Below are 6640 nucleotides of genomic sequence, written 5' to 3' on the forward strand. Positions count from 1 at the left end.
ATTCAAGGAGGACAAAATCTGCGCTTTTTCGCAGCTTATCCACCTTGCTGAAAGGAGTTTTCCCAAGTGAGTTTAGTCCCTATGGTCGTAGAGCAGACCGGCCGCGGCGAGCGTTCGTTTGATATTTACTCCCGTCTGTTGAATGACCGCATTATCATGCTGTGCGATGAAGTAAACGACACGACCGCTTCTCTGGTCGTGGCTCAGCTGCTTTATCTGGAAGCACAGGACCCGGATAAGGATATTTCGCTGTATATCAACAGCCCCGGCGGCTCCGTAACCGCAGGTATGGCGATTTATGACACCATGAATTATATCAAGTGCGATGTTTCGACCATCTGCATTGGCATGGCGGCTTCCATGGGTGCATTTCTGCTGTCCTCGGGCGCCAAGGGCAAGCGCTACGCGCTGCCGAATGCTGAGATCATGATCCATCAGCCGTCCGCCGGCACGCAGGGTCAGATCACTGATATGGCGATCCACCTGAAGCGCCTTGAGATCATCAAGAAGCGCATGAACAAGATCCTGTCCGAAAATACCGGCAAGCCGGTTGAGACCGTGACGGCTGACTGCGAGCGCGATAACTTCATGACCGCGGACGAGGCTGTTGCATACGGCCTGATCGACAAGGTATTCGATAAGCACTAAGGCAATTCTGCATTGTCGTAATTGTAATTTTTTTCGTAGTATAGAGGTGGCATATGCCAAGTTATGATGATGGAAAAGAACTGAAATGCTCGTTCTGCGGCAAGCCGCAGAGCCGCGTGCGCAAGCTGATCGCAGGACCGAACGTATATATCTGCGATGAGTGTATCGGCGTATGCACCAGCATTCTGGATGACGAGCTGGATCTCATGCCGGAGTACGAGCCGCAGAGCCATGCACTCGTAAAACCCGAGCACCTGCCGACGCCGCAGGAGCTGAAAAAAGTGCTCGATGAGTACGTTATCGGTCAGGATCGTGCGAAGATTGCCCTTTCGGTTGCGGTTTACAACCACTACAAGCGCATCTACCATCCGGAGACCGAGGTAGAGCTGCAGAAGTCCAACATCCTGATGCTGGGTCCGTCCGGCTCGGGCAAGACGCTGCTGGCACAGACGCTGGCCAAGACTCTGCAGGTTCCGTTCGCAATCGCGGACGCGACCACGCTGACCGAGGCCGGTTACGTCGGTGAGGATGTCGAGAACATCCTGCTGCGACTGATTCAGGCGGCGGACTTTGATGTGGAGCTGGCAGAGCACGGCATTATCTACGTCGATGAGATCGACAAGATTGCCCGCAAGAGCGAAAACCCGTCCATCACCCGCGATGTTTCGGGTGAGGGCGTACAGCAGGCACTGCTGAAAATGCTCGAGGGCACGGTTGCCAACGTACCGCCGCAGGGCGGCCGCAAGCATCCGCATCAGGAGTTCATTCAGATCGACACGACCAATATTCTGTTTATCTGCGGCGGTGCATTCGATGGTATCGAGGGTATCATCCAGAAGCGCACCGGTAAGCAGGGGATGGGCTTCGGTTCTGAGGTAAAGGGCAAGGAGGACGAGCAGACCGACCGTCTGCTGGCCAAGATCGAGCCGCATGACCTGATGAAGTTCGGCCTGATTCCCGAGCTGATCGGCCGTCTGCCGGCCATCGTTTCGCTCGATACGCTGGATAAGGACGCACTCGTCCGCATCCTGCAGGAGCCGAAGAACGCACTGGTCAAGCAGTACGAAACGCTGTTCGCAATGGACGGCGTAGAGCTGAAGTTCCAGCCGGAGGCACTCGAGCGTGTGGCTGAGGTTGCACTCGAGCGCAAAACGGGTGCCCGCGGTCTGCGCGGTGTGCTGGAGAACGTGATGACCGATATCATGTTCCGTATTCCGTCCGACGAGACCGTCTGCCGCGTGGAGATCACGCCGGGCGTTGTGGACGGTACCGGTGAGCCGGTTGTCGAGCACGGCGAACGCACGGCTGTTCCGGCGGAAAAGAAGCCGCCGAAAAAGGCTTCGCGCAGAAAGCCGACCAAGAGCGCATAACCAATCAAAACCAATACGGGCGGGGAACGAGATTCCCGCCCGTATTTTTAACGTTCAACGCCTTTACAAACCCCGGAAGATATACTATACTGAAACTAATAGACAATTTTCCGTGCAAGGAGAAACGAACATATGACAGAGCTTAACGGAATCGTCCTCAGCCGCCTGCCGGTGCTGCCGCTGCGCGGACTGACGGCGTTCCCTAATATGATCGTCCACTTTGATGTGGGCAGAATGATGTCGATTCGCGCACTGGAAGCGGGGATGAAGAACGGCCAGACCATCTTCCTGACCGCGCAGCGCGAACTGAAAACCGATACGCCGACGCCGAGCGACCTGTACCAGATCGGCACGATCTGCCAGATTCGTCAGATCCTGCGTCTGCCGGGCGACAATATCCGCGTGCTGGTCGAGGGCAAGACCCGCGCACTCGCGCACAACTTTATCGCCGCCGAGAAGGACGAGGACTGCATGTATGCCGAGGTTGAGGAACTCGAGGACTACGTTTACGGCGTGACCGAACGCCGCGCGCAGGCACTCGTGCGCACTGCACAGGAGCGCTTCGGTGAGTACGCGCAGTATGCGTCCCGCCTGTCGCCCGATGTGGAGCTGACCGTAGCCGAGGGCGGCGATCCGGGCTATCTGGCAGATTATATCGCCCAGAATATTCCGGTCGATGTGGCAGCCAAGCAGGAGATCCTCGAAGAACTTGGCATTACCCGCCGTCTGGTGATGGTGATCCGCATGCTCGGTGAGGAGACCGAGGTCCTCAAGATCGAAAACGAGATTCAGGACGAACTCAAGACCCAGATCGACAAAAACCAAAAGGAATACTACCTGCGCGAGCAGATCAAGGTCATTCAGACCGAGCTCGGCGAGCAGGACGTAGCCGCAGAAGCGGAAAGCTACCGCGCGCGCGTGCTCGACCTCAAGCTGCCGAAGGAGTGCGAGGACAAGCTCATCCGTGAGGTGGACCGCTTTGCCAAGTTGAGCGGCTCGACGGCCGAGCAGGGTGTCGTGCGTACTTATCTGGATACCGTGCTCGACCTGCCGTGGAATAAGAAGAGCGAGGAACGTCATGATCTGGCGGAAGCACAGGCGATCCTCGACCGCGACCACTATGGCATGGAGAAGGTCAAGGAACGCATTATGGAGTTTCTTGCTGTCAAGAGCCTTGCGCCCGACCTCAAGGGGCAGGTGCTGTGTCTGGTCGGCCCTCCGGGTGTCGGCAAGACCTCGATTGCCAAGTCCGTTGCAGAGGCCATGGGCCGCAACTACACGCGCATGAGCCTCGGCGGTGTGCGTGACGAGGCGGATATCCGCGGTCACCGCAAGACCTACATCGGCGCAATGCCGGGCCGTATTATGGATGCGCTGCGCCGTGCCGGTACGTCCAACCCGCTCATCCTGCTCGACGAGATCGACAAGATGGGCAATGACTTCCGCGGCGATCCGGCATCGGCGATGCTCGAAGTGCTGGACACCGAGCAGAATGTTGCCTTCCGCGACCACTACATTGAACTGCCGTTTGATCTGTCCGACGTGGTGTTCCTGACGACTGCGAACGATCTTTCGACCGTTCCGCGTCCGCTGCTTGACCGTATGGAGGTTATCGAGCTGCCGTCCTACACGGCGGAGGAAAAGCGCCTGATCGCGCGCCGTCACCTGCTGTCCAAGCAGATGAAGAAGCACGGCCTGAGCGAAAATCAGCTTTTCGTGGACGATGAAACGCTTGATGCGATCATCAGCGGCTACACCCGCGAAGCAGGCGTGCGCCGGCTTGAGCAGGTGCTCGCCAAGCTGTGCCGCAAGGCGGCCAAGCATATCGCGGACGGTGACGAAAGCCTGACCGCAACCAAGGAGAACCTCGAGGAGCTGCTCGGCACGGCGACCTTCAAGGACGATCTGGTCAGCAGGAAGGACGAGGTCGGCATTGTAAACGGTCTCGCGTGGACGAGTGTCGGCGGTGAAATGCTTGAGGTTGAGGTGGCAGTCGTGCCGGGCACCGGCAAGATCGAAATCACCGGCAACCTCGGCACGGTCATGCAGGAGAGCGCAAAGGCGGCTGTGACGTTCGTGCGCTCCAAGGCAGAGGCACTGAACATCGACCCGATGTTTTACAAGGACAACGATCTGCACATTCACTTCCCGGAGGCAGCGATTCCGAAGGACGGCCCGTCCGCAGGCGTGACGATCACCACGGCGCTGATTTCGGCATTGACCGGCGCGCCGGTTCGTCACGAGGTTGCCATGACCGGCGAGGTAACGCTGCGCGGCCGCGTGCTGCCGATCGGCGGTCTGCGCGAGAAAACCATGGCGGCGTACCGTGCGGGCATCAAGACCGTGTGCATTCCGAAGGACAACGAGAGCGATTTGAAGGACATCGTGCCGGTCGTTCGGGAAAACATCAACTTTGTCATTGCGGAGCACATGGACACGGTGGTGGAGACCGCGATCGACTTTTCGCGCTGTCCCAAGCAGAAAAAACGCAAGTCCGCACCGGTAAAGCGTGCAGCGGACACGGCATCGACAACGGTGGTACAATAATATGGAAATGAAGAAACCGAATTTGCATAACGCGGAATTTCTGCGCTCGGCGGTGAAGGAAAGTGATTTTCCGCACGACCCGCTGCCGCAGATCGTGTTTGCGGGCAAATCCAACGTGGGCAAAAGCTCGGTCATCAACAAGCTGCTGAACCGCAAGAACTTTGCGCGTGTCAGCGCACAGCCGGGCAAGACCATTCACATCAACTATTTCACGATCGACAAGGCTATGTATCTGGTCGATCTTCCGGGCTACGGCTACGCGCGCGTTTCCAAGGCCGAGCAACAGCGGTGGGGTGCTCTGATGGAGACCTACTTTGCAATGGATCTGCTGACGCTGGGTATCCAGATCGTGGACATTCGTCATAAGCCGACGCGCGACGATATGACGATGGCGGAGTGGTTCCGCGCATCCGGAAAACCGTGGGTGATTATCGCCAACAAGCTGGATAAAATTAAGAAGAGCCAGCTTGAGGGCAATATCGCGGAGATCCGTCAGACATTGCTGCTGCCGGAGGAAGTGCCGGTCATTCCGTTCTCGGCAGAGAAGGGATTCGGTCGTGATGAGGTGCTTGACCTGATTTTCGAGCACGTTTGCGGAAAGGAAGAGGCATAAATGGATTTTTTCCGCCGTTTTATGGCAGGCCGCTACGGCAGCGACCCGCTCAATAACGCACTGCTCATTCTTGGCATTGTACTCATTATCGTGGCGCGCATTCTCGGCTGGGCGTGGATGAACGTATTCATTCTCGCGTTGCTGTGCCTGTGCTACTTCCGCATGTTCTCGCGCAATATTCAGGCGCGGTATGCGGAGAATGAAAAGTTTATGAGATGGTGGCGTCCGGTATCGAACAGGATTCGCGGTGCACAGGGCCGTTTCGCTGACCGTAAGACACACTGCTATTTCAAGTGTCCGGAGTGCGGTCAGCGCCTGCGCGTGCCCAAGGGCAAGGGAAAGATTATGATTACCTGCCCGCATTGCCATACTAAATTCGACCGAAAGACCTGAAATTAACTGTTGATTACTGTTCAATTTACAAAGCGGCTGTGCATTAAAAATTGCACAGCCGTTTCATTACAGTTTCACGGCTAAATCACCAAAATTATCCTTGCTTTTTCTTGCATGTGTTGTATAATGAAGATAGAAAATAGAGCAGGGGTGAGTCCGATGGATATTGATCAGCTGATTGGAAAGTTTTACAACAGATTAAAGAAGGCAGATATTGCCGGCACGGAAGGCAAGGTTGCGGTGCAGTTTAATCTTACGGGCAAGATTACGGGTGTATTCTACATCGAAATCCTGAACGGCAATGTGTCCGTTATGCCGTATGAGTATATTGACCACGATGCAATCGTTTCCGGTTCGATGACGAATCTGGAGAAGATGCTTACCGGCAAGCTGGTTCCGCAGGTTGCTATCGCTGAGGGCAAGATCAAGGTGGAAGGCAACGTGGATAAGGTTATGTTGCTGGCAGAACTGATGAAGTAATGATGCAAAGCTGCATAAAGGAAGACCCGCCGTACTTTCAGGCGGGTCTTTTATGTAAAAGCATCCGAAACGGTACATGCTGTGGTTATACAAGGAGAAATGCTCAAAAATGAATAAAAAACAGAAAAAAGCCAAACTGACACTGGATATTATTGCGTGCGCGCTGTCAGCGGTCAGCGCAGGACTGTCGATTGCGGCTTTTGTAATTAGTCTTGTGAGGAGAAACGAGAAATAAATGTCGGATAGGGACGAAAAAACTCTTGACATTTGCTCCGGGGTTTGGTATTCTATTAAAGCTGTCTCTCAGAGACAAGCGCAAAACCGAAAAGTTTGATTTAGAACGACTTGATTCTTCAAAAAAGAATTTGAAAAAAAGTTCTTGACAAATGCTTCTGGTTTTGATATAATAAATAAGCTGTTGATGAGCAGTTAAAAACAACGAAAAGTTGTGAAAACTCTTTGAAAACAGCAGATTGTACCTTGTAAATTAAACAACGATGTGCTTAAACTTTTGTTCGATATGAACAAGGTTGTAGTGCGAACCTGAAATTTCGAGAGTTTTTTACTCTTGGTAAATCGCTGGAAGTCA

Annotated in this window: 7 protein-coding genes; all 7 read left to right on the forward strand. The window is 54.6% G+C overall.

What is annotated here, in order from left to right:
* Nucleotides 1–66: 66 nt before the first annotated feature.
* The 7 genes from clpP (at nt 67) to ACWVX6_RS08660 (ending at nt 6286) form a co-directional block, all read left to right on the forward strand.
* Nucleotides 67–648 carry an ATP-dependent Clp endopeptidase proteolytic subunit ClpP gene (clpP, locus tag ACWVX6_RS08630; protein WP_117490728.1) on the forward strand — a complete coding sequence of 194 codons (582 nt, stop codon included), beginning with the start codon at nt 67–69 and terminating at the stop codon, nt 646–648.
* A gap of 53 nt (nt 649–701) precedes the next feature.
* Entirely contained in the window at nt 702–2018 is a 1317-nt protein-coding gene (gene clpX, locus ACWVX6_RS08635) for an ATP-dependent Clp protease ATP-binding subunit ClpX (protein ID WP_118480713.1), read from the forward strand.
* Nucleotides 2019–2150: 132 nt separating this feature from the next.
* A complete protein-coding gene (gene lon, locus ACWVX6_RS08640) occupies nt 2151–4565 on the forward strand; it encodes an endopeptidase La (RefSeq protein WP_455152911.1) in 2415 nt (804 codons plus the stop codon).
* A 1-nt stretch (nt 4566) separates the two neighbouring features.
* Complete coding sequence (gene yihA / locus ACWVX6_RS08645; protein ID WP_227109736.1) at nt 4567–5178, forward strand: ribosome biogenesis GTP-binding protein YihA/YsxC; 612 nt, start codon at nt 4567–4569, stop codon at nt 5176–5178.
* Nucleotides 5179–5571, forward strand: coding sequence for a hypothetical protein (locus tag ACWVX6_RS08650; RefSeq protein WP_418375613.1), 393 nt, complete (start codon nt 5179–5181; stop codon nt 5569–5571).
* A gap of 159 nt (nt 5572–5730) precedes the next feature.
* Nucleotides 5731–6051, forward strand: coding sequence for an SCP2 sterol-binding domain-containing protein (locus ACWVX6_RS08655; protein ID WP_158557376.1), 321 nt, complete (start codon nt 5731–5733; stop codon nt 6049–6051).
* A 109-nt stretch (nt 6052–6160) separates the two neighbouring features.
* Nucleotides 6161–6286: a hypothetical protein gene (locus ACWVX6_RS08660; protein WP_256129151.1), complete on the forward strand. Its 126-nt coding sequence runs from the start codon at nt 6161–6163 to the stop codon at nt 6284–6286.
* Nucleotides 6287–6640 lie beyond the last annotated feature (354 nt).

The organism is Butyricicoccus sp. (assembly GCF_977037065.1).

Excerpts from the sequence above, each read along its gene's own strand:
- clpX (WP_118480713.1), top strand. The coding sequence starts at position 702 with ATGCCAAGTTATGATGATGGAAAAGAACTGAAATGCTCGTTCTGCGGC.
- lon (WP_455152911.1), top strand. The coding sequence starts at position 2,151 with ATGACAGAGCTTAACGGAATCGTCCTCAGCCGCCTGCCGGTGCTGCCG.
- yihA (WP_227109736.1), top strand. The coding sequence starts at position 4,567 with ATGGAAATGAAGAAACCGAATTTGCATAACGCGGAATTTCTGCGCTCG.
- ACWVX6_RS08650 (WP_418375613.1), top strand. The coding sequence starts at position 5,179 with ATGGATTTTTTCCGCCGTTTTATGGCAGGCCGCTACGGCAGCGACCCG.
- ACWVX6_RS08655 (WP_158557376.1), top strand. The coding sequence starts at position 5,731 with ATGGATATTGATCAGCTGATTGGAAAGTTTTACAACAGATTAAAGAAG.
- ACWVX6_RS08660 (WP_256129151.1), top strand. The coding sequence starts at position 6,161 with ATGAATAAAAAACAGAAAAAAGCCAAACTGACACTGGATATTATTGCG.